25 protein-coding genes are annotated in these 21,241 nt (G+C 47.2%); 3 read left to right on the plus strand and 22 right to left on the minus strand.

The features are described from left to right. Positions 1 to 245: 245 nt before the first annotated feature. Complete coding sequence (gene alr, locus G7083_RS04645) at positions 246 to 1,331, minus strand: alanine racemase (protein WP_166014988.1); 1,086 nt, start codon at positions 1,329 to 1,331, stop codon at positions 246 to 248. A gap of 13 nt (positions 1,332 to 1,344) precedes the next feature. Further along, positions 1,345 to 2,751 carry a replicative DNA helicase gene (locus G7083_RS04650; protein ID WP_166013783.1) on the minus strand — a complete coding sequence of 469 codons (1,407 nt, stop codon included), beginning with the start codon at positions 2,749 to 2,751 and terminating at the stop codon, positions 1,345 to 1,347. 125 nt (positions 2,752 to 2,876) lie between these two features. Here G7083_RS04650 and G7083_RS04655 point away from each other — a divergent pair, with 125 nt between their 5' ends. After that, entirely contained in the window at positions 2,877 to 3,683 is an 807-nt protein-coding gene (locus G7083_RS04655) for a DUF481 domain-containing protein (RefSeq protein WP_166013784.1), read from the plus strand. A gap of 54 nt (positions 3,684 to 3,737) precedes the next feature. On the opposite strand, the gene rplI is transcribed toward G7083_RS04655, so the two are convergent. The 13 genes from rplI to fkpA all read right to left on the minus strand — a co-directional run bounded on the left by rplI (position 3,738) and on the right by fkpA (position 12,742). Continuing rightward, positions 3,738 to 4,187, minus strand: coding sequence for a 50S ribosomal protein L9 (rplI, locus tag G7083_RS04660; RefSeq protein ID WP_166013785.1), 450 nt, complete (start codon positions 4,185 to 4,187; stop codon positions 3,738 to 3,740). Positions 4,188 to 4,220: 33 nt separating this feature from the next. Continuing rightward, positions 4,221 to 4,448 carry a 30S ribosomal protein S18 gene (gene rpsR, locus G7083_RS04665; protein WP_000090472.1) on the minus strand — a complete coding sequence of 76 codons (228 nt, stop codon included), beginning with the start codon at positions 4,446 to 4,448 and terminating at the stop codon, positions 4,221 to 4,223. 15 nt (positions 4,449 to 4,463) lie between these two features. Beyond that, the gene (priB, locus tag G7083_RS04670; RefSeq protein WP_166014989.1) at positions 4,464 to 4,766 is read right to left on the minus strand and encodes a primosomal replication protein N; all 303 of its coding nucleotides are present in this window, start codon (positions 4,764 to 4,766) and stop codon (positions 4,464 to 4,466) included. A gap of 7 nt (positions 4,767 to 4,773) precedes the next feature. Further along, complete coding sequence (rpsF, locus tag G7083_RS04675) at positions 4,774 to 5,142, minus strand: 30S ribosomal protein S6 (protein ID WP_001216670.1); 369 nt, start codon at positions 5,140 to 5,142, stop codon at positions 4,774 to 4,776. A gap of 271 nt (positions 5,143 to 5,413) precedes the next feature. Next, positions 5,414 to 6,598, minus strand: a complete 1,185-nt coding sequence (gene tuf / locus G7083_RS04680) for an elongation factor Tu (RefSeq protein WP_166013786.1) — start codon at positions 6,596 to 6,598, stop codon at positions 5,414 to 5,416. 121 nt (positions 6,599 to 6,719) lie between these two features. Then, positions 6,720 to 8,816 (minus strand): elongation factor G, encoded by a 2,097-nt coding sequence (fusA, locus tag G7083_RS04685; RefSeq protein WP_166013787.1) that lies wholly within the window; start codon positions 8,814 to 8,816, stop codon positions 6,720 to 6,722. 75 nt (positions 8,817 to 8,891) lie between these two features. After that, on the minus strand, positions 8,892 to 9,362 hold the full coding sequence (gene rpsG, locus G7083_RS04690) for a 30S ribosomal protein S7 (RefSeq protein ID WP_166013788.1): 471 nt from the start codon (positions 9,360 to 9,362) through the stop codon (positions 8,892 to 8,894). A 118-nt stretch (positions 9,363 to 9,480) separates the two neighbouring features. Next, positions 9,481 to 9,855 carry a 30S ribosomal protein S12 gene (gene rpsL, locus G7083_RS04695; RefSeq protein WP_000201237.1) on the minus strand — a complete coding sequence of 125 codons (375 nt, stop codon included), beginning with the start codon at positions 9,853 to 9,855 and terminating at the stop codon, positions 9,481 to 9,483. Positions 9,856 to 10,039: 184 nt separating this feature from the next. After that, on the minus strand, positions 10,040 to 10,315 hold the full coding sequence (gene tusB, locus G7083_RS04700) for a sulfurtransferase complex subunit TusB (RefSeq protein WP_166013789.1): 276 nt from the start codon (positions 10,313 to 10,315) through the stop codon (positions 10,040 to 10,042). Positions 10,316 to 10,324: 9 nt separating this feature from the next. After that, a complete protein-coding gene (gene tusC / locus G7083_RS04705; RefSeq protein WP_166013790.1) occupies positions 10,325 to 10,681 on the minus strand; it encodes a sulfurtransferase complex subunit TusC in 357 nt (118 codons plus the stop codon). Beyond that, positions 10,678 to 11,073 carry a sulfurtransferase complex subunit TusD gene (tusD, locus tag G7083_RS04710; protein ID WP_166013791.1) on the minus strand — a complete coding sequence of 132 codons (396 nt, stop codon included), beginning with the start codon at positions 11,071 to 11,073 and terminating at the stop codon, positions 10,678 to 10,680. The genes tusC and tusD overlap by 4 nt, the downstream gene beginning before the upstream one ends. Further along, on the minus strand, positions 11,070 to 11,786 hold the full coding sequence (locus G7083_RS04715) for a transcriptional regulator (RefSeq protein ID WP_206212118.1): 717 nt from the start codon (positions 11,784 to 11,786) through the stop codon (positions 11,070 to 11,072). The genes tusD and G7083_RS04715 overlap by 4 nt, the downstream gene beginning before the upstream one ends. Positions 11,787 to 11,977: 191 nt before the next feature. Beyond that, positions 11,978 to 12,742, minus strand: coding sequence for an FKBP-type peptidyl-prolyl cis-trans isomerase (gene fkpA / locus G7083_RS04720; RefSeq protein ID WP_166013793.1), 765 nt, complete (start codon positions 12,740 to 12,742; stop codon positions 11,978 to 11,980). Positions 12,743 to 12,882: 140 nt separating this feature from the next. Between fkpA and G7083_RS04725 the strand changes: the two genes are divergently transcribed. Beyond that, positions 12,883 to 13,863 carry a hypothetical protein gene (locus G7083_RS04725; protein ID WP_166013794.1) on the plus strand — a complete coding sequence of 327 codons (981 nt, stop codon included), beginning with the start codon at positions 12,883 to 12,885 and terminating at the stop codon, positions 13,861 to 13,863. Between the two features lie 3 nt (positions 13,864 to 13,866). Further along, positions 13,867 to 14,094, plus strand: coding sequence for a SlyX family protein (locus G7083_RS04730; protein ID WP_166013795.1), 228 nt, complete (start codon positions 13,867 to 13,869; stop codon positions 14,092 to 14,094). A 41-nt stretch (positions 14,095 to 14,135) separates the two neighbouring features. Here G7083_RS04730 and G7083_RS04735 read toward each other — a convergent pair whose 3' ends face one another. From G7083_RS04735 to mutL, 7 genes are all read right to left on the minus strand, one after another. Further along, positions 14,136 to 14,324 (minus strand): DUF2065 domain-containing protein, encoded by a 189-nt coding sequence (locus tag G7083_RS04735; protein ID WP_166013796.1) that lies wholly within the window; start codon positions 14,322 to 14,324, stop codon positions 14,136 to 14,138. Positions 14,325 to 14,380: 56 nt separating this feature from the next. Next, on the minus strand, positions 14,381 to 15,361 hold the full coding sequence (hflC, locus tag G7083_RS04740) for a protease modulator HflC (protein WP_166013797.1): 981 nt from the start codon (positions 15,359 to 15,361) through the stop codon (positions 14,381 to 14,383). Between the two features lie 2 nt (positions 15,362 to 15,363). Further along, positions 15,364 to 16,551 (minus strand): FtsH protease activity modulator HflK, encoded by a 1,188-nt coding sequence (gene hflK, locus G7083_RS04745; RefSeq protein WP_166013798.1) that lies wholly within the window; start codon positions 16,549 to 16,551, stop codon positions 15,364 to 15,366. Positions 16,552 to 16,578: 27 nt separating this feature from the next. Then, the gene (hflX, locus tag G7083_RS04750; RefSeq protein ID WP_166013799.1) at positions 16,579 to 17,880 is read right to left on the minus strand and encodes a ribosome rescue GTPase HflX; all 1,302 of its coding nucleotides are present in this window, start codon (positions 17,878 to 17,880) and stop codon (positions 16,579 to 16,581) included. Between the two features lie 32 nt (positions 17,881 to 17,912). After that, a complete protein-coding gene (gene hfq / locus G7083_RS04755) occupies positions 17,913 to 18,176 on the minus strand; it encodes an RNA chaperone Hfq (protein ID WP_166013800.1) in 264 nt (87 codons plus the stop codon). A 171-nt stretch (positions 18,177 to 18,347) separates the two neighbouring features. After that, entirely contained in the window at positions 18,348 to 19,295 is a 948-nt protein-coding gene (gene miaA, locus G7083_RS04760; RefSeq protein WP_166013801.1) for a tRNA (adenosine(37)-N6)-dimethylallyltransferase MiaA, read from the minus strand. After that, entirely contained in the window at positions 19,292 to 21,238 is a 1,947-nt protein-coding gene (mutL, locus tag G7083_RS04765) for a DNA mismatch repair endonuclease MutL (RefSeq protein WP_166013802.1), read from the minus strand. Before mutL ends, miaA begins: the two co-directional genes overlap by 4 nt. Positions 21,239 to 21,241 lie beyond the last annotated feature (3 nt).

Here is a 21,241-nt window from a genome sequence, read left to right on the forward strand (position 1 = left end):
TTAAAAATGCGTTTTTCGTTTAGGAATCATAGCGCATTTATTTTTGAGCCTGATTATGAGTGAAGTGATCGCCACCCACTTTGCGATAGGTCACGTAACCACTGACCATGGCTCATTTTTATCTGGTGCTGTGCGTCGCTCACCTTACCCTTAAACGGATACCTTGCCAATACGCTTTACTCACAGACACTCAGTCACCGTCGGTAAGCATTCACTCGGCTAGCTCGCTAAGCTGAAAATGGCCACTAACTGCCAGCACCAAAATAAGACATTTCTACCCGCGAAGTCAGCTTGGTCACCAACTCATAACCCAGGGTGCCAATATGTGCCGCCACTTCTTCAACTGGCAGCTCATTGCCCCATAGTATCGCTTCATCGCCAACACAATCGGTAGCATCCGCACCTAAATCAACGGTTAACATATCCATCGACACTCGCCCAGCAAGCGGTACTCGGCGACCATTAACCACCACCGGCGTACCATTGGGCGCGGTACGTGGATAACCATCACCATAACCAATCGCAATCACTCCGATTTTGGTATCATGCTGACAGGTCCAAATCCCACCATAGCCAACTTTTTCACCCGCTTTGACATCACGAACAGCAATCAAATGTGACTTTAAGGTCATCACTGGCTGATAACCGAGCTCGGCTGCGCTCTTTTCAGCAAAAGGCGACACTCCGTACATGATGATCCCCGGTCTCACCCATTCCAGTTGACTTTGTGGCCAAGCAAGCAATCCAGCTGAGGCCGCCAGTGATCGCTCGCCACGGAAACCATTGGTAAGCGCTAAAAACAGCTCAATTTGATCGGCCGTGGTCGATTGATCTAACTCATCCGCACAACCGAAATGGCTCATATAGTGTAAGGGCTTAGCGACGTTCTGGCACTGATGCAAACGAGCGACAAAATCCGCATATTGCTCAGGACGAACCCCTAAACGATGCATGCCACTATCAATCTTTAGCCACACCATCACCGGTGTTTCGAGCTGAGCTTGCTCCAAGGCTTGTAGCTGCTCTTCGCAATGCACCACGGTTTGAATATTGTTAGTAACCAATACGGGTAAATCACCAGATGAATAAAAACCCTCCAGTAGCAAGATGGGTTTGACCACGCCACTGGCGCGCAGTTGTAATGCCTCTTCAATCCGAGCAACCCCAAACGCATCGGCCCCTAAGGCAAATCGCGCAATCTGGCGCAAGCCATGACCATAACCATTGGCTTTAACCACCGCCATAATTTTACTGGTTGGGGCTTGTTGCTTAACACGCTGTAAATTGTGCAGCAACGCATCAAGATTGATATAGGCCGTGGCCGCCTTCATGTAGTTCATTGAATTATTCATCGTCAAATGCAGGTCCAGCATAGTTGTCGAAGCGAGAATATTGTCCTTGGAAAGTAAGGCGCACCGAGCCTATCGGGCCATTACGCTGCTTACCGAGAATGATTTCTGCAGTGCCTTTTAATGGGCTATCAGGATGGTAAACCTCATCACGATAGATAAACATGATCAAATCGGCATCCTGCTCAATCGAACCTGATTCACGTAAATCTGAGTTAACTGGACGTTTATCGGCCCGTTGCTCCAAAGAACGGTTGAGCTGCGAGAGTGCCACCACAGGTACATTCAATTCTTTCGCTAATGCCTTCAGCGAGCGAGAAATTTCGGCAATTTCCAGTGTCCGGTTATCGGTTAACGCAGGGACTCGCATTAATTGTAAATAGTCGACCATGATCAGCGATAAACCACCATGTTCACGAGCAACACGGCGCGCACGTGAGCGCACTTCAGTGGGGGTCAAACCAGAACTGTCGTCAATGTACATATTCTTCTTCTCCATGAGAATGCCCATGGTCGATGAGATACGGGCCCAATCTTCATCATCGAGCTGACCGGTACGAATTTTGGTTTGATCGACACGCGACAGTGAGGCCAACATCCGCATCATGATCTGCTCCGCTGGCATCTCCAGCGAAAAGATCAGCACTGGCTTATCTTGCTCCATCGCGGCGTTTTCACATAAGTTCATCGCAAAGGTGGTTTTACCCATTGAAGGACGCGCGGCAACAATGATCAGATCCGAGCCTTGTAAACCAGCGGTTTTCTTATTCAGATCGGTAAAACCGGTATTCACCCCAGTCACACCATCCTGTGGCATTTTATACAGCAACTCAATCCGCTCTAAGGTGCGCTCTAAAATGCTATCGACATTTTTCGGGCCTTCATTTTCACTGGTGCGCGCTTCAGCAATCGCAAACACTTTACTTTCGGCTAGATCGAGGAGATCTTCGGCGTTACGTCCCTGTGGATCGTAACCCGCATCGGCAATTTCATTAGCAACCCCAATCAGATTGCGCACCAGCGCACGCTGAGCGACAATCTCGGCGTAAGCATTAATGTTGGCAGCGCTTGGGGTATTTTTGGCTAAATCGGCGAGATAAGCAAAACCGCCGACATCTTCTAATTGCTCGCGTTGCTCTAGGTATTCCGATAGTGTGATTAAATCCAGCGGCTTGCTTGCCTCGAGAATCGATTTCACCCCATCAAAAATCAGACGATGTGGCCGACTATAGAAATCCTGCGTCACCACATGCTCAGAGACCGTATCCCAACGCTCATTATCCAACAGCAAACCACCAATGACGGATTGCTCTGCCTCTAACGAATGGGGAGGAACTTTGATAGCATCGACTTGTGCATCAGAAGTTTTACGGTTTCGTTTATCAGTACGTGGATCTGCCATGACTTCGCTTTAAGTAACTTTTGAATGTCCGTCATTATAACGAGAATCCATGATTTGTAATTAAGGCAAAGAAAGTTTGTGTATCGAGTGTTCAGAATTGACCTTGAGTTGACTCAAACTCAACCATGAATTTTTACTATGCCACCACCCTAAACGTAGAAGAGGTGATCGTGTTCCCCAGATGGTTAACTTGGACGAGTCTCGCACTCTGCTTTCCTGCGCTCGCCGAGCCAGCAAAATCAAACAGCGATATCAGAGTGCCTTCCCCATGGAGTCATCATGTCGAATTTGGCTATCAAGCCCACACTGGCAACACCGATTCACAATCACTCACTTCCCGTATGAAGTCCGAATACACCTCGGGTCGTCATCGTACCTATGGCGAATGGAAATTTTATAAGCTGGATAAAAATGGCAAAGCCAATAAGCACCAATCCACCTACGCGTTACAAAGCGACTATAAACTGGGTCCGAAAACCTATTTATACGCCAGCTTCTATGGCACTGATTCGCGTTATAGTGCTTATTTCAAAGACTATACTCTCTCGGCAGGTCTCGGTTATCAATTTGTTTATACAGAAGATTTTACACTAGAGGTAGAAGTCGGCCCCGGTTTTCGCTACCAAAAACCCAACCAAGATGAGATTGATAAAAACGATATTGTGTTCCCCGATCAAGTCAATGAAGGGATTTTTCGTGGTAATTTGAAAAGTGAATGGCAAGCGTTAGCCAATTTATGCTTCGCGGCAGAATTAACTATGGTATCAGGAGGGAGTAACACCAGCGTCGATAGCGATCTGAGTGTCACCAATAAAATCACCGATAATATCGGATTGAAAATTCGCCAGTCCCGCCAATTTCACAACCGCGTACCTGAGGGATTGAGTAAAGAGGACAGCGTATTTTCGGTTAATTTACGTTTCCAATTTTAAGCAAAAAAAAACACCAGCCGAAGCTGGTGTTTTCATATTCGTCAATAACTGAAATTACTCAGCAACAACTTGAACTTTCGCAGTTGCAAACACTTCAGAGTGAAGTTGAACGCTAACTTCGAATTCGCCAACATTGCGCAGAGCGCCTTCAGGCAGGCGAACTTCGCTCTTAGATACTTTAACGCCAGCTGCAGTGATTGCATCAGCGATATCACGAGTACCGATAGAACCGAACAGTTTACCTTCGTCACCAGCTTTAGAAGCAATTACCACTGCTTCCAGAGCGTTAACTTGGTCAGCACGAGCTTGAGCAGCAGTCAGTTGCTCAGCAACTTTTGCTTCTAACTCTGCACGACGGCTTTCAAACATTGCAACGTTAGCTTTAGTTGCCATTACTGCCTTACCTTGTGGGATAAGGAAGTTACGAGCGTAACCAGATTTAACGTTTACAGTATCGCCAAGGCTGCCTAGATTACCGATTTTATCAAGTAGAATAACTTGCATTGCTTAATCCTCTTTCTTAATAAACGGTGCCGATTACTGATGTTTGTCAGTGTATGGCAGTAGAGCTAGGTAGCGAGAACGTTTGATCGCACGAGCTAGCTGACGCTGATATTTAGCGCTTGTGCCAGTGATACGGCTAGGAACGATTTTACCAGCTTCAGTGATGTAGTTCTTGAGAGTTGCTACGTCTTTGTAATCAATCTCTTGTACGCCTTCTGCTGTAAAACGGCAGAATTTACGACGACGGAAGAAACGAGCCATGGGCTATCTCCTGATCTATATATGAGAAATTTTGTCGGCATGCAGCACTAATTTACCTACGCCATTTCGGCTGGTTTGGTAAGCTAAAAAACCGCTTACCAAAATGCTACTGCCTTGTACTAAATTTTGAGTTAATGTTGTTGACCCTGCCTCACTGACCACCACCGCCAAGCGACAAAACACTTGTCTTGGGAGGTTAGCTTCAACCATCGTAGAGCGATGCTCTAGCCAAAAATGGCAATGTTTAACACCCGATGGGCTTTGGCTTCGAACCGGAGCTTTTGCGACAATGCCACTTAACTCGATTCGATTGGTCAGCGAATCATTACTCAACGTCTGCGTCGAATTTCACTTCGTCACGCTTTACACGCTCTTCACGAGCTTTCAGCATGATTGAAGGTTCAGTGATAGCAGCTTTAGTACGCATGATCATGTTACGTAGAACTGCATCGTTGAAACGGAAAGCAGTTTCTAGTTCATCAACCACTGCTTGGTCAGCTTCAACGTTCATCAGAACGTAGTGAGCTTTGTGCAGTTTGTTGATTGGGTAAGCCAGTTGACGACGACCCCAATCTTCTAAACGGTGGATTTTACCGCCCGCTTCAGTGATTGAACCAGTGTAACGTTCGATCATGCCAGCAACTTGCTCGCTTTGATCTGGGTGCACCATGAATACGATTTCGTAATGACGCATTATTTGCTCCTTACGGATTATTCAGCTTCCAGAGTTGGCCCGGTCATCCAGAGGAAGCAAGGAACTAATGATAATTGACCGAGAATTAAGGAGCGGGAATAGTACAGAAACAAAGCAGCTTTAGCAAGGGAATTGATGTGTGGTTTTGATCGTGTGATGCAATCTGTAAATTCGGGAGGGATGAACGATAAAATGGTTACCGCAAAAAATGAAAAAGGGCAGCCGAAGCTCCCCTTTTTCGATGCAGCATTGCGCGGCAAGATTAACGCAATTAAGCGATGATCTTCGCTACAACACCAGCACCTACTGTACGACCGCCTTCACGGATCGCAAAGCGTAGACCTTCGTCCATCGCGATTGGTGCAATCAGGTCAACTACCATTTGGATGTTGTCGCCTGGCATTACCATTTCTACGCCTTCTGGTAGCTCGATGCTGCCTGTTACGTCAGTTGTACGGAAGTAGAACTGTGGACGGTAACCTTTGAAGAATGGAGTATGACGGCCACCTTCATCTTTTGACAGTACGTATACTTCTGACTCGAACTTAGTGTGTGGAGTGATTGAACCTGGCTTCGCCAGTACTTGTCCACGCTCTACGTCGTCACGCTTAGTACCACGTAGCAGGGCACCAACGTTCTCACCTGCACGACCTTCGTCAAGCAGCTTACGGAACATTTCTACACCAGTACAGGTAGTCGTTACTGTGTCTTTGATACCTACGATCGCAACTTCGTCACCCACTTTCAGGATGCCGCGCTCGATACGACCAGTTACTACAGTACCACGGCCTTGGATTGAGAATACGTCTTCGATTGGCATCAGGAATGCCATGTCTACTGCACGCTCTGGCTCTGGAATGTAAGTGTCCAGCGCTTCTGCCAGTTCAATGATCTTCGCTTCCCACTGCTCTTCGCCGTTTAGCGCGCCCAGTGCTGAACCTTGGATTACTGGCAGGTCATCACCTGGGAAATCGTACTCTGACAACAGCTCACGTACTTCCATTTCAACCAGCTCTAGTAGCTCTTCGTCATCAACCATGTCACATTTGTTCATGAATACGATGATGTAAGGGATACCTACTTGACGACCCAGCAGGATGTGCTCACGAGTTTGTGGCATTGGGCCATCTGTCGCTGCTACTACTAGGATACCACCGTCCATCTGTGCAGCACCAGTGATCATGTTCTTAACATAATCCGCGTGTCCTGGACAGTCTACGTGTGCGTAGTGACGGTTTGGTGTATCGTACTCTACGTGAGAAGTATTGATAGTAATACCACGCTCACGCTCTTCTGGTGCGTTGTCGATTGACGCGAAGTCACGCGCTTTACCGCCGTATACTTTAGACAGTACAGTACAGATAGCTGCAGTTAGAGTTGTTTTACCGTGGTCAACGTGGCCGATAGTACCAACGTTTACGTGCGGTTTCGTACGTTCAAATTTTTCTTTAGACACGATCGTGTTCCTTCCTAGTTATGATTCGCTTTGGGTAAGCATACCCAAGGCGCGCCAGAAATTGCTATTTTATGCGCCAACTCACATCAGCGCAATAGATTCGTTATTAACCAAACAACGGTTAACCACGCTCTGCGATAATTGCATCGGCAACATTTTTCGGCACATCAGCGTACTCAGCAAACTCCATAGAGTAAGAAGCACGGCCTTGTGTGGCAGAACGCAGGTCAGTTGCATAACCAAACATTTCAGAAAGTGGTACTTTAGCATGGATAATTTTCAGTCCCGCAGGGCCGTCATCCATACCTTCGATGATGCCACGACGACGGTTTAGATCGCCAACGACATCACCCATCCAATCTTCTGGCGTGGTGATTTCAACTTTCATTAACGGCTCAAGAAGAACAGGATCCGCTTCAAGCGTACCTTTCTTGAATGCCATAGAACCAGCGATTTTAAATGCCATTTCGCTGGAGTCGACATCGTGGAATGAACCATCAAACAGGGTCGCTTTAACATCCAAAACAGGATAGCCAGCTAACACACCGTTGTTCATTTGTTCCTCGATGCCTTTCGCAACAGGGTTGATAAATTCTTTAGGAATCACCCCACCCGCGATTGCGTCAACGAAGACAAAACCTTGACCAGGCTCAGAAGGTTCAATTTTCAGCCATACGTGACCGTATTGACCACGACCACCAGACTGACGAACAAATTTGCCTTCCACTTCCGATTTACCACGAATGGTTTCACGGTAAGCCACCTGAGGTTTGCCGACGTTACAATCCACACCAAACTCACGTTTCATGCGATCGACGATAATATCTAGGTGAAGTTCACCCATACCAGAAATCAGTGTCTGACCGGTTTCACCATCAGTTTCGACTCGGAATGAGGGATCTTCTGCCGCGAGCTTACCCAGCGCAACACCCATCTTCTCCTGATCCGCTTTCGAGCGAGGCTCGACCGCGATTTGGATCACAGGCTCTGGAAACTCCATACGCTCCAGAATCACAATATGATTCGGATCACACAAAGTATCACCGGTGGTGACATCTTTCAGGCCGATGGCGGCTGCAATGTCGCCAGCACGAATCTCTTTGATTTCATCACGCTTATTAGCATGCATCTGTACGATACGGCCAAAGCGCTCTTTCTTTTGCTTCACTGAGTTGTAAACCGCATCACCCGAGTTAACCACTCCAGAGTAGACGCGAATAAAGGTCAGTGAACCAACAAATGGATCGGTAGCAATCTTAAACGCGAGTGAAGAAAATGGTTCGTTGTCGTCGGCGTGACGCTCAACCGCATTTTCTCGATCATCAGTACCCTTGATCGCTGGTACATCGGTCGGTGACGGTAGATATTCAATCACTGCATCCAGTACCGCTTGCACGCCTTTGTTCTTAAATGCACTACCACAAGTAGCAAGAACAATTTCGTTATTGATGGTACGCTGACGTAGAGCTTGTTTGATCTCTAGTTCAGTGAGTTCACCATCTTCAAGGTATTTTTCCATCAACTCTTCACTGGCTTCGGCAGCCGCTTCCACAAGGTGGTTACGCCACTCTTGGGCAAGCTCTTGCATGTCGGCCGGAATGTCTTCATAAGTGAAGCTCATGCCCTGATCGGCTTCATTCCAGTTGATGGCTTTCATCTTGATAAGGTCGATGACACCTTTGAACTCTTCTTCTGCACCAATGTTAAGCTGGATTGGAACTGGGTTCGCACCAAGACGATGTTTAATTTGGCCTACTACGCGTAAGAAATCTGCACCTGCACGGTCCATTTTGTTGACGAATACCATGCGTGGAACGCCGTATTTGTCAGCTTGACGCCAAACGGTTTCAGACTGCGGTTCAACACCAGATGTGCCACAGAATACGACCACTGCACCATCAAGTACACGCAGTGAACGCTCTACTTCGATCGTAAAGTCAACGTGTCCAGGGGTATCAATGATGTTGATGCGATGTTCTTGGAATTGTGCTTCCATACCACGCCAGAAGGTGGTTGTCGCGGCAGAGGTAATGGTAATACCACGCTCTTGCTCTTGGACCATCCAGTCCATAGTCGCAGCGCCGTCGTGAACTTCGCCAATTTTGTGAGAGAGGCCAGTGTAGAACAGAATACGCTCAGTAGTGGTTGTTTTTCCTGCATCTACGTGAGCACAAATACCGATATTACGGTAGCGCTCAATAGGCGTTTTACGAGCCACGATTGTATCCTCTTACTAAGGTCAACCTTAGAAAATAGAAATGTGCTGCGAGAGAGCCTCGCAGCACAGAAGGTATTACCAGCGGTAATGAGCGAACGCTTTGTTCGCTTCTGCCATACGGTGAACGTCTTCACGTTTCTTAACAGCAGAACCTTTGTTTTCTGACGCATCCAGCATTTCAGCAGCCAGACGAGCAGCCATAGATTTTTCACCACGCTTACGCGCAGCTTCAACCAACCAACGCATTGCCAGAGCATTACGACGTACTTGACGTACTTCAACTGGAACTTGGTAAGTTGAACCACCTACACGGCGAGATTTAACTTCTACCGCTGGGCGAACATTTTCAAGAGCTTCTTCAAATACAGCTAAGTGGTCTTTACCAGACTTCTCAGCCATGGTGTCTAGTGCAGTGTAAACGATTTTCTCTGCAGTAGATTTTTTACCGTCAACCATAAGGATGTTAACGAATTTTGCCAGCAGTTCAGATTTGAACTTTGGATCTGGAAGGATCTTACGCTGACCAATGACGCGACGACGTGGCATGGAATATTCTCCGTTGTCTTATTCTTCAGGTTATCCAAAACTTTTCAGTTTCTTCAAAATTAAAATTTAATTTTAGTGTTTGGCCTTACTTAAAGCTTCTCTTGTAACAAGAGGGGCATTAAGACTTAGGACGCTTCACACCGTACTTAGAACGAGCTTGTTTACGGTCGTTCACGCCAGCACAGTCAAGTGCGCCGCGAACGGTGTGGTAACGAACACCTGGAAGGTCTTTAACACGACCACCACGGATCAGTACAACACTGTGCTCTTGTAGGTTGTGACCTTCACCACCGATGTATGAAGTAACTTCAAAACCGTTAGTTAGACGTACACGACATACTTTACGAAGTGCTGAGTTAGGTTTTTTAGGTGTAGTTGTGTAAACACGAGTACATACACCACGTTTTTGTGGGCACGCAGCTAGTGCTGGCACGTTGCTTTTAACAACTTGCTTAGCACGTGGCTTACGAACCAACTGGTTAATAGTTGCCATTAACTAGCTCCTGATTGACTTAAAGTAAGCTTGTGAAAAATCTATCCCTTCCGCACAAACAGATTGCACAAATAGGGACGCAAAATTCTATGCAGTAGTGTGGGGGGTGTCAAGAAATATACAGATCTTTTTTCCGGTCCAACCTAGTGTGAGACTGAACTGCGCAGCATAAATAATAAAGTTATCACCATGTGATTGATTTTTCATGGCTTGCAGTCAAATCAACCCAATCACTCATCGTGATCACCTCAACATGAGCATCAACTTTGGTTTGCCAACCACGCGCTGCAAGATCCTCGCGCAGAGCTGAGTATTGAATCTCAGGCATTAAATAGGCTCGATAAGGCGATTGCAGCGCCGCCGCGTAAACCGCGTTTTCGGTCAGTATCACAACATCGCCCGGTAACAGGTACGCACTGACTAAGGGGATTTTTTCTAGGTGCTTGATAATATGCAGCATTGCAGATCCTTAAAAAGTCAGGTGTTGATGGTAACCACGCAGTAGACACGCCAACTGTTGTGGCGCAACTACTTGCACATCAAGCAGCAAATCTTGCGGGCTAAGTCCCCAACGCTGCAAGCTCTGCTCGCACACATAACGTGTTTCAATGTCGTACAAATCCAATAACTTAAACGCGGCAATATAGTCGCGGCTTAAAATCGCGTCCGGTTGCTGATGTTTAACTAACTGCAATACCCCTTCACCGACGAAAAATAAGGCTTGCTGCTCACTGTAAGCAGAGGCCGCCAAAATAGCATCCAATCCTTCTCGTCCTGCGGCAATGCCGTGAGGGGCGGTGTGAAATACCCAAGCGATATGATTCAAAACTGCACCACTCGATCTTGTTGTAATAAAGCTTGTGCCAAGCTACCTAATCCTGCTTGAGTGAAATGAGCGGCGAGGTTATGGCTAGCTAAACTGTGTTGCGAAGCTTCTTGCTCACTCACCACCCCGCGACGCAGCGCAGCAGCGACACAGGTTTCCAACTGCACTTGATGATCAACAGCAAGGCTTTGCCAGGCTTGCACTAGATCAAACTCATCGTTCGCTGGCACATGGGTTGCCGAGCCATTCAACACCCCATCTTGGTAAAAAAATACGCTCTTTAACACATGCCCTTTCGCCAGCAGAGCTTGAGCGAATCGATAGGCGTTACGTGCCGATTGAGTACCGTATTGTGGCCCGTTGACCACTAAGGTGTAAGTGAGCGGTTTCACTTCTCATCATCCTCAGTTTTACGCTGGCGAATATACAGATACACCGTATGTTTGGAGATATTGAGCCGATCTGCAACTCGGTTAATCGCATCTTTAATATCAAAAATACCTTTATCAAACAGCGCCATCACAATTTGGCGATTCTTGGTATTGTTCGACACCGATTTATCGGCATTAATTTCTTCTATAGTCCGCTCGACCGTTTGATCCACCAACTCTTCGACATCGCTAGCAAAATTGACAGACGATGCCGCTTCTTGGGCTTCTTGAGTCGGCATAAACGATTTCAACACTTGTGAAAAAGGCGCATCGAGATTGACGTTAATGCACAATAAACCAATCACGCGATTATCACCGTTACGAATCGCAACCGTGATCGATTTCATCAACACGCCACCTTTGGCGCGCGTGAAATAAGAACGCGAAAAATTGCGCTCCGAACCTTCAATATCACGCAACATTTTTAACGCCATATCAGTGATCGGCGAACCGACTTGGCGGCCAGTGTTCTCACCGTTGGCAATTTTGATCGCCGAGGTATTCAAATCCTCCAGTGAATGCAGGACGATTTCACAAAATGGGCCAATCAGACTCGCGATGCCATCGACCACCGCCTCATAAGAACGCAGGATGACTTTATCGTGCTCGCTAAATGGCTTAACGTGCACCGATTCCATCTCCAGCAATAAATCAACATTCATGGTTTCTGTCATTGTCACTGTGCTTAAACCCTAGAACGGAAAATCAACAAATTGCTGTAAGTTTATCAGAAAATTTTAAACTACGATTCGGCAATATCACCAACAAGTGATTTAGCACAAATTTTCACCAAATTAAGCGCGCATAAAAGGCCTGAGCGAGGTCAGGCCTAATAAGATGGAGCTCACGAGCAGAACACAGAGATTTATTGTACTGCGTTAGCGCCGTTTTCAATCTTCAGTAGTTCAACTTCGAACACCAGCGTCGAGTTGGCAGGAATGGTTGGAGTATCTTGCTCACCGTAAGCCATCTCAGGTGGGATGACCAGCTTGAACTTCGAGCCCACAGGCATGAGCTGCACACCTTCAGTCCATCCTGGGATCACGCGATTAAGCGGGAAAGTCGCAGGCTCACCACGCTCATAAGAGCTGTCGAATTGAGTGCCATCAGGCAAGGTTCCTTTGTAGTGAACTTGTACAACATCGGTATCTTTTGGTTTATCACCTTCAGCAGGAGTCAGAACTTGATACAACAAACCTGACTCGGTTTTTACCACACCAGACTCTTTCTCAAATTGAGCACGGAACTCATCACCTTTTTGCTTACTTTCAGCCGCTTTCTCAGCCGCTTTGGCTTGCATGGTTTCCGCGACACGCTTGTCCAGCGCTTCAAGCGCGGCACGAGTCTCTTCTTCAGTCATTTCTGGTGAACCGGTAAATACCTGTTCAATACCTTTAAGAACCAAATCTTTGTTAAGTACAATGCCAATTTCACTCGGCTTTTCAATGCTGGTTTTCAGGTAATTGGCGAATGATACACCAATTGCATAAGCCGCTTTATCATCTTCTGACTTTAATTCGACCGTTTTGACGATGGCTGCCGTCTCGGTCTTTGCGGCTTCTTCTTTCTGACAACCAACCGCGAGCATAACGGTCGTAGCCAACAGTGACACTTTAAAAAGTGATTTCATCGGGTTCTCCAATTGTGAGGTATTCGTTTTGGTATTGTGCACAAAAACCAGTAAGTCACTGGTGTACAACTAAGAGTTGTACCAATATAGCGATATGTTGCATGATTGTCTTTACACAACAAACGGATAATTCGAACTTGATGCGAAGAATTTATCACTCATTCGGCACCTTACTTATCATCCTTATCTTAAACGGTTGTTTTTTTGCAAACCAAGCCGAGCAGCAATGGAACCTAGCCCCCGAAGGCGCCAGCGCCTTTGGCCTCAGCCGCGATGGCCGCTTCGCACTGATTTATTCCCGACAACAACAACTGATGCTATGGGATCTGCAGCAAGTACAACTACTCGCCAAGCTTGGCGCACAAGATCCACAAGCCAATCCCGTTTCTGTGATCCGCATCGCGGATAACGGTCGCTATGCCATCACGGCCAGTCAAAATAACTTCGCCATATGGGATCTTGCCTGGGCTCAAGCCAAAGGGCTTTGGTCTATCACAGATGGTCAGATCCGTGATGTCGACATCGCTAATAATGGCGAACAAGTGCTACTCGGTTTAACCAATGGCAAAGCCATTTACGTGGACTTAGTCACTGGGCGGCGCATGGAGTTCCTCGCCCACCACGAAAAAGTCAATTCCGTCGCGCTTTCCGCTAACGGACGCTATGCGCTTTCTGGTGGCAATGATCGCCACGCTTACTTATGGGATACCCAAAGCGGGCAAATTATTCAGCAATTTGAACATCAACAACGAGTTAATCGGGTAACTTTGCAACGCGATGGCAAGTTCGCTTTCACTTCGGATAGTGGCAACCAAGCGTTAATTTGGAACCTCTCTACCGAGCGTGAGCCAATAGCGCTGCGCAGTTTGCGCCGCCAACTGATTTTTTCTAGCGCACGCTTTGCCGATGATGGAAAAAGACTGATCACGGGAACACCATCAGGGCAAGTGGAAGTATGGAATACCCAAGATGGTAAAAAAATCGCCAGCTTCAATTCACAGGCCAAAAAAGATGGCGGACCAGCTCAAGCTGTCGTGTATGATGCCAGTTTTGATCGCCAGCAACGTGCTGTATCAGGCAGCTCAGCAGGCATCGCCCAAGCTTGGCGAGTGGAGAACTAATCAATGCAACAGACATCGCTAACCCAACTTCAAATACAAATTGAAGATTTAGAGTGCAAGTTGGCCTTTCAAGATCAAACCATTGAGATGCTAAATGATGCCCTGACTCAACAACAACTGTTGATCAGTAAGATGCAGGATCAGATGCAATATATGGTCGGCAAAGTGAAAAATATCGATAGCTCAAATTTGGCGGATCCCGCTCAAGAAACACCGCCACCACACTACTGATGCAATAAGCTTCCGGCTACAGCCTACGTAATTCGCCGATCTTATCGAGCGAAAACGTAGGCAATCACAGTACCTGCGACCACCAAACAACCGCCGATTCGGCGCAATTGATGATCGGATTGTAGGCTCAATTGTGCCACCATCTGACGCCATCCTCTCGGCGCCAATAATGGCCCTAACCCTTCAACAATCAGCACTAAACCCAGTGCAACCCAAAGTGTCTGTGACATATTGCCTCCAAATAACAAAGGCCCCTTACGGAGCCTTGAATAAAGTTAGCGAATGCTTACTTTGCAGCAGCGCCTTTCGCATTATTCATGTATTGGAAGAACTCGCTGCTTGGATCCAATACCAGAATGTCATTTTTGCTATTAAATGATTTTTCATACGCACGCAATGAGCGTAAGAAGCTGAAAAACTCCGGATCTTTCTTATAAGAATCCGAGTAGATCTTCGCCGCTTCCGCATCTGCCGTACCACGGGTTACACGAGCAGTTTTATCGGCTTCCGCGAGAATCGTAGCCACTTCAAGCTCGGCTTGAGCACGGATCACTTCGGCTTTTTCACGACCTTGTGAACGGTGTTTACGAGCCACTGACTCACGTTCAGCGCGCATACGGCGGTAAATCGATTCACTGATCTCATCAGGTAGATTGATCTTCTTCATTCTAAAGTCGACCACATACACACCCAAATCTTTCATCGCACTTTGTCGTGTATCTTGCAGTACGTTAGCCATGATTTGATCACGCTGACCATCAATCTCCAAAGCTTCTCGTGCCGCTTCGGTAGTGATTTCAGAAGAATCAGGATTCTCCGGTAAAATCGCCCCATTACGCGGACCAGAAACAATTTGTTTGATCTCACGAGATCCAATTTCCGAACGTAATACATCGGTGACTTTACGCTCAAGTAACGCTTCCGCCGTTAACGCATTGCCACCACCGGTTGCCAAGTAATATTGGCCGAAATCTTCAATACGCCATTTCACGTACGAATCGATGATCACATCTTTTTTCTCTGACGTAACAAAGCGATCGGTACGACTATCCATGGTTTGAATCCGTGCATCTAATGTTTTCACACGATCAAACATTGGCATTTTGAAATGCAGACCCGGCTCGTAAATCTTTGACATATCATTAGTGTCTTTCAGCACTCGGCCAAAACGGATCACAATGCCGCGCTCTCCCTCTGGGATCACGAACATCGACATTAACAATGCCGCCATGATCAGAACGATACTAGGGATTAATAACTTACGCATTCTTAGTATCTCCCTTGACGTGTAGTGCTGCGTGACGAAGTGTCGGTATTGGTATCCGTCGTTGGCGACTCAAGCTCGATTTTATCGTACGCTGATGACGATTTACTGGCACGTGGCTCTGCTTTATTCGCCTCTTGTCCAACAAGCTTATCAATCGGTAAGTACAACAGATTGCCGCTCGATTTAGAATCGATCAGCACTTTCGAGGTATTGCTGTACAACTCTTCCATGGTATCCAAATACAGACGATCACGAGTGACTTTCGGTGCCGCTAGATATTCAGGTAACAGCTTTTCAAATTGAGCAACCTGACCTAAGGCCTCATTGATTATACGCTCGTTATAACCTTGCGCTTCTTTCTTCAAACGCTCCGAACGACCAGTCGCTTTCGGTAAAATTTCGTTTTTGTACGCTTCTGCTTCACGAATAAAACGCTCTTCATCTTCACGCGCAGCAATCGCATCATCAAACGCATCTTTTACTTGCTCAGGCGGACGTGCAGATTGGAAGTTAACGTCAACAATCATCAGGCCCATATCATAGCCATCAATGATTTGATTGAGCGTCTGCTGAGTACTTTGGCGAATTTGCTGACGGCCACTGGTTAAAATACTGTCCATCAGTGCATCACCGACCACAGCACGCAGCGCTGAATCAGTCGCTTGACGTAAACTATCATCCGCATTGGTCACTTTGTACAAATACTTATAGGGATCAGCAATTCGATACTGCACATCCATCGAGACCGTCACCACGTTTTCATCTTTCGTCAGCATAAGACCCGATGCTCGCAGTGAACGAATCGCTTGCACATTAACTGGGGTCACTTCATCAATAAAGCGTGGACGCCAGTTCAAGCCAGGATCAACAATTCGATCGTATTTTCCAAGTCGCGACACCACGCCACGCTCAGCTTCACCAATGGTGTAAAAACCGGAAAAGAACCATATGGTGACAGAAATGGCCGCTATTACACCAAAACCAATCGCACTACCACCTGCCAGCGAAGGACCTTTACCGCCTTTACCACCAAATTTGCCGCCCAATTTTTGACTGATTTTATTAAACACTTCGTCTAAATCGGGTGGTCCTTGATCTCGGCCACCTTTGTTACCGCGATTGTTGTTCCCCCATGGGTCATTATCGCGGCCATTGTTGCCGTTATTATTACCAGGCTCATTCCACGCCATTAGAAAACTCCATCATTTGATATGACGTTATACTCTAGCAGTCCTTTCTGTGACGATAAAGCCACTTAAGTCTGCTTGCTCTCGTTTCTCTAGTTTAGCCCAATCAACTTGCTGCATACGAACAGTGATCAGTAAATTGCCTTCCGGATCATACTCTTCCTGTTGAATACACTTCATTTGGAAAAATAGACTGCGGATACGTCCTTGATGCGGTGGCGGAATACGCAGATGATGCTCCACCACTTGGCTGGCTAAACGTTCACTCAATGCTTGAAACAGTAGCTCAATGCCAGATCCCTGCATGGCAGAAATCCATACGGCTTTGGGCACTCCTTCATCATCCCGTTCAATACGCGGAGTGGCTTGTTCTAAATTATCGATTTTATTCATCACCAACAGCGTGGGGACGTCATGCGCATCGATCTCTTGTAGAACCGTCTCTACCGCTTGGATATTCTCACGAAAGCGTTCATCACTAGCATCAACAACATGTAACAAAATGTCAGCTTCTTGCGTCTCTTGTAACGTTGCTTTAAAGGCCGCCACTAAGTCATGTGGCAAATGACGAATAAAGCCCACTGTATCAGCCAATACCGCAGGCCCAACGTCCGCCAAATCCATTCTACGTAAGGTTGGATCTAGGGTGGCAAACAGTTGATCGGCAGCGTACACACCGGCTTCAGTAATACGATTAAACAGGGTCGATTTCCCTGCGTTGGTATATCCCACCAACGAGATGGTTGGAATCTCGGCTCGGCTACGCGCTCGACGCCCTTGTTCACGCTGTTTGGCTACTTTCTCTAAGCGACGCAAAATAGCTTTGATCCGTTCACGCAATAAACGTCGGTCCGTTTCAAGTTGAGTTTCCCCCGGCCCACGCAAACCAATCCCACCTTTTTGTCTTTCTAAGTGGGTCCAACCCCGAATTAAGCGCGTTGAAATATGGCGCAGCTGCGCCAACTCGACTTGGAGCTTACCTTCATGGGTACGGGCACGTTGAGCAAAGATATCGAGGATCAGGCCAGTACGATCGATGACCCGACACTGACACAATCTTTCGAGGTTACGTTCTTGAGCAGGAGAAAGCGCGTGGTTAAAAATGACCACGTTGGCTTCATTGAGTTGGACAGCTTCGGCGATTTCTTGGGCTTTACCCTCACCAACGAAATATTTAGGGTGAGGGGTTTGACGACTGCCTGTTACCACTTGCAGCGTGGTCACCCCTGCAGAAGATACGAGCATTTTACATTCGCTCAGATCTTCCCCCTGTTGCGTGAAGTTGACATGAACAAGTACGGCTCGCTCACCGGCTTCATAACGGTCAAACAAGCGATCAACTCCTTAAATAATGGTGCAAAGAATTACTCTTCTGATTTCTCAGCTGGACGATCTGTCGCTGGACGATCGCCACTGTGGTGGCTCACTGGACGTGCAGGAACCACTGTCGAAATAGCATGCTTATAAACCATTTGGTTTACGGTATTTTTCAGCAGGATCACAAATTGATCAAACGATTCAATCTGACCTTGCAGCTTGATGCCATTCACAAGGTAGATAGAGACCGGAATGCGTTCACGACGTAGCGCATTCAGAAATGGGTCTTGTAGAGATTGCCCCTTAGCCATTTTATTTTTCCTTATTTTGTCTTTTCTAGTAATTATTTAGCTAGCGGTGCAGCAGAATTATATGCAGCCTTGCATCTGAGCTAAACCAATCAAAAATTCCCGTTGCTATCAATGCTCAATCGAGTACCAATAGCGGATCCTTTCCGGGGTACACACGCAAAAGCGATCACATTATACACAGCTTATTTCGTTGGACGCTATCGCATTCGAGAGCGTTTCAACGGCTTGGTCTACGTTTTCGCTATCTAACCAAGTTAAATCATCCCAGCTGCGTAACCAGGTGATCTGTCGCTTGGCCAATTGACGGGTGGCACAGATGCCACGATAAATCGCCTCATCAAGCGTTGCCTGACCGTCTAAATAATCCCACATTTGCCGATAACCCACACAGCGGATAGAGGGAAGATCAGGATGCAGATCATCTCTGGCATACAGAGCTTTAACCTCGTCTTCGAACCCTGATTGGACCATTTTCGCAAAACGAAGTTCAATCCGCCGATGGAGTTCGGCTCTTTCCTTGGGAGCAATCGCAAACTGTAGCACTCGATAGGGAATCGCTTCCCCTTTAGTTTGCGTTAGCTCGGTAAGAGTTTTACCCGAAATTCGATAAACTTCCAGTGCCCGCGACAATCTTTGTGGATCATTGGGATGAATTCGCTCAGCTGAGACTGGATCGATCTGTTGCAACTGAGCATGCAATGCTGGCCAACCTAAGGTTAAGGCTTGTTGTTCGATCTGTTGGCGGATTTCAGGGTTGGCCGCAGGTAAAGGCGATAAGCCTTCAATCAATGCCTTAAAATAGAGCATAGTGCCCCCGACCAATAGCGGGATTTTGCCTTGTGCGACAATCTCTGCCATGGCTTGCAGCGCATCGCGCCGAAAATCGGCCGCAGAATAGGCTTCACTCGGATCAAGAATATCGATCAAGCGATGTGGAGCCAGTGCAAGCTCGGCAGCATCCGGTTTAGCGGTGCCAATATCCATTCCGCGATAAACCAGAGCGGAATCGACACTGATGATCTCCACCGGATATTTCTGACGTAAGCGAATGGCTAAATCCGTTTTACCTGAAGCCGTTGGCCCCATTAAAAAAAGGGCGAGGGGTAACTGTTGAGTCATGAATGTAATGCTGTAATTGAGGCGGAAAAGTCCACCAAAGTAATAAAATGCGGGTCATGGTAAGGCAAGCCACCTTGCCATAGCTGTTCCAGTTCGGCGATCAAGCTGATCGCCTCAGCTAAAGTGTAGTCTGTTTTTTCTAACACGATACGTTGGACCAACCACTCAGCAAGTGCTTGATATGGCAAAGGCTCGCTGTGGTGACGGCTCGCCGCGTAAGATAACAGATCCGGCAGTAATTGCTGTAAATTTTGCTGGCGTAATGGCTGAGGAACCGCCATCACCATAATCGAATGGTGGGCGCGTGTTTTAAGTTCAATGCCCAATTGCTGCAATGATTGCCAATAGGTTTGTACCGCTTGCCATTCAAGATCATTTAATTTAAGCGCTAATGGCACCAGCAGCGGCTGGGCTTTGAGTGCTCCATACTGTGGATTGAGTAAGCCGCGCAGCTTAAGTTGCTCGGCTTGAACCAGCGAAACCAGCACGCAGCCAACAGAGCTATTCATCAGCAGATACTGTCCTTCAACCACTTGGATCGCTTTACCTAATTTTTCAATCACCACCGCCTGAGTGAGTGTCGCATTGGTTGCCGCAAAATCGGCTTCTGGTGCTAAATTGGGCGTTTGCAACAAGGTTTGATACACCGCGGCTTCGGATTGAATTACCACTGACGGGCGATTTTTCTCAAACCGTGTAGCGCGAGTATTTGATGCAATAACCCAAGGATTGGCTACCGCATGCTCTTTTAACGGATAAGCGCTACTCCGGCTTTCATTTTCACCTTCTGGCACCGCTTTACGCGGATAACTTGGCACATTATGTACTGCTTGAGTAACCCTTTCAGTCAGTGAAGTTTCGCTGTCGAGCCCAATCTGCAGGGATGTTTTTTCTGCACTTGGTGCATGAAATGCGCCATCATTGAGCGAGGCGGCGATCACTTGCGCGGTTTGGACTAAGGCGCTGCTTAACGCTTGATAGATGAAATCATGTACCAGACGCGCTTGGTGGAAACGCACTTCATGCTTGGCGGGATGCACGTTGACATCGACATGCAAAGGATCCAGCTCAATAAACAGTACATAGGCTGCAAATTGATCGGCGCGTAAACTGGTCTCGTAGCTTTGTCGAATCGCATGATTGATCAGCTTATCGCGCATCATGCGACCATTAACATAGCAGTATTGTAAATCACTCTGCTGGCGAGCCCCCTGTGGGCTGGCGATCCAACCGTGTAGCTTAAGGCCTTGATGTTCAAGCTCAATACGCAGCATATGCTGCACAAACGAATTACCACAAACTGCCACTAAACGCTTTTCCTGCTGGGCTAAAGTGGTGGCGGCGCGGTATTGACGCACCACTTTTCCGTTGTGGCGCAACATAAAACTCACATCAAATCGACTCAACGCAATCCGTTTGAGCAGCTCATCAATATGGGTAAATTCGGTTTTTTCTGTGCGCAAAAATTTGCGGCGAGCCGGAGTATTAAAAAACAGATCCAACACTTCGACCGTTGTGCCGACCGGATGAGCGGCGGGCTGTAACCTCACTGCCATATCTCGACCTTCACTGTATGCCGCCCACGCTTCCTGCTGCGCCTCAGTCCGCGATGTTAAGGTCAAGCGGGAAACGGAGCTGATACTGGCTAATGCTTCACCGCGAAATCCCAGACTCATGATCGCTTCCAGATCATCTAAGGTATGGATCTTCGAGGTTGCATGTCGACTTAGCGCTAGGCCAAGCTCCTCTTTATCAATTCCAGAGCCGTTATCTCGGATCCGGATCAGCTTAGCACCACCTTTTTCAATCTCAATCTCAATCCGGGTAGCGCCAGCATCTAAGCTGTTTTCCACCAGCTCTTTAACCACCGAAGCGGGTCTTTCAACCACTTCACCGGCGGCAATTTGGTTGGCTAAACGAGCGGGCAGAATACGAATCGTCATAAT

Origin of the sequence: Vibrio sp. HDW18, from assembly GCF_011306175.1 — a bacterium.
In the GTDB taxonomy this organism is placed as follows: Bacteria; Pseudomonadota; Gammaproteobacteria; order Enterobacterales; family Vibrionaceae; genus Vibrio; species Vibrio chanodichtyis.